General features: G+C 38.9%; 3 protein-coding genes. 1 reads left to right on the forward strand and 2 read right to left on the reverse strand.

Annotation, left to right across the window (positions count from 1 at the left end; translation table 11 throughout):
* Positions 1–237 (reverse strand): SDR family NAD(P)-dependent oxidoreductase (locus MPJ51_RS21730; protein WP_298391151.1); only part of this gene is annotated, 237 nt, incomplete at its 3' end.
* 64 nt (positions 238–301) lie between these two features.
* Between MPJ51_RS21730 and MPJ51_RS21735 the strand changes: the two genes are divergently transcribed.
* A complete protein-coding gene (locus MPJ51_RS21735) occupies positions 302–697 on the forward strand; it encodes a hypothetical protein (RefSeq protein ID WP_298391153.1) in 396 nt (131 codons plus the stop codon).
* A 203-nt stretch (positions 698–900) separates the two neighbouring features.
* Here MPJ51_RS21735 and MPJ51_RS21740 read toward each other — a convergent pair.
* Positions 901–1,708 (reverse strand): thiamine pyrophosphate-dependent enzyme (locus tag MPJ51_RS21740; protein WP_298391156.1); only part of this gene is annotated, 808 nt, incomplete at its 5' end.

Genomic DNA, 1,708 nt, shown 5'->3' on the forward strand with positions numbered 1-1,708 from the left:
AAATTCTTTTTCTACCTTTTTTACTAATGCCTGTGCTGCCTCGGGGTCTGAAACGTCACATTTTTCAGCATAGCCTCGGGGTCCTATTTCCTCAATCATTTTGATAGTATCATTAGCGTCATCTTCACTTGTTCTGTAGCAAATTGAGATGTTCCAGTCTTGTCTGGCAAGCTCAAGTGCAATCTGTTTTCCAATCCCTCTGGCTCCGCCTGTTATTAGTGCAGTTCTTTGGCTCATCTAATATCTCCTGTTTTTAATCTTAGTGTGAAAGTTCTATAGAATTCTGTAAATTATTATACCTATGCCTGAAACACCTTGGATATCTCCGTTTAAAATTAATCCTGAGCCTGAAACCGATTACATAATTCAGATTACTTACCTTCCGTTAAGAAGTTACCTTGATTTTCCAACCTTCTTTAAGGATGTTCAAAAAGTACAAGACCAGCTTCAGAAGTCTCATGGTTTAATAGGCTTTAAATTAAGGGCTGATATTTTGGCTAAGCAAGGCTATACAATATCTGTTTGGGAAAATGCTGAGTCGCTTAAGAAATTTATTTCTTCAGGTGCTCATAAAGAAACTATGGACCAATCACGTGATTACCTTGGAGAAGGAAGAAAATTTGTCACAGCTTTTATAAAAGGCAGTGATTTCCCTCCATCTTGGGAGTGGGCAATTAAAATGCTTAAAGAGAATTAGTTCCGGGAATTAAAGGATGGGTGGGAAGACATGTTTTCTGATGGCGGTAGAAATTAGGATCCAAGTAAGTCCGCTCATTACAAGAATGAGATATGCTCCCTCCGAACAATCAAACATTACATGGATGTTTTAGGTACTTCCCACCCATAAAAAGTGTACAAACGTTTTTCAAAATCTCAATAGATGTTTTTCAAAATCTCAAATTAAAGCACCTTCGGCGGACGGGCGTTGTTAGATGCAACACGTGATCCCCATTCAAGAAGTTCCTTGCTACAATCGTCCCTGTCTAAGATGACTTCAATCAGAGAAGGACCGTCTTTATGTGATAGTGCTGTTTTTATTGCTTTCTGAAGCCCGCCTTCAGTTTCAACGCGAGTGGACCATCCATTGCCGCCGCCCTTATTAAACACATCTACTATTCCCGCATAATCCCAATTTTGAATATTATTGTAAGGACCGTCATGTATTTCAACTTCGATTGTATATCCACCGTTATTTAGGAGAAATATTATTGGATTGACCTTATAACGGATCATTGTTGAAACTTCCTGAGCTGTTAATTGAAATGAACCGTCTCCAATAAACGCAAGCACTCTATGATCGGTTTTACATGCAAGTGAGTAACCAAGAGTAGCTCCTACTGACCATCCAATTGAGCCGTACTGCATCTGTATCTCAAAACTCGCCCCTTCAGGCAGATCAAGCTTCATGCCGTTAAACCAAGAATCACCCGTCTCTGCTAGAACTGTAGTATTTGAATCGATTATATCCTGCACTTGGGCAAATAATCTGCGAGTTGTAATTATTTCATCTTTATTAACAGGTGGCACAGGGGCAAACTCTTGTTTGATACGGTTATAGGCAATAAGCGACGCATTGTTGGGTTTGATAACTTTTGAAAGTTCTTCTAGAAAATCTTTTAACATAACATGGTTGTAAGTAACGTTTGGAAGTCTCACAAAGTCAGGCCCGGCAAATATAGTTTTGTCAGGATTGATTAAAGATGTAAAT

Origin of the sequence: Ruegeria sp., from assembly GCF_028066395.1 — a bacterium.
Taxonomy (GTDB): domain Bacteria; phylum Pseudomonadota; class Alphaproteobacteria; order Rhodobacterales; family Rhodobacteraceae; genus Ruegeria.

What these genes read in the sequence shown, in the direction of transcription:
- MPJ51_RS21735 (WP_298391153.1), top strand. Translation starts at nt 302, where the DNA reads ATGCCTGAAACACCTTGGATATCTCCGTTTAAAATTAATCCTGAGCCT.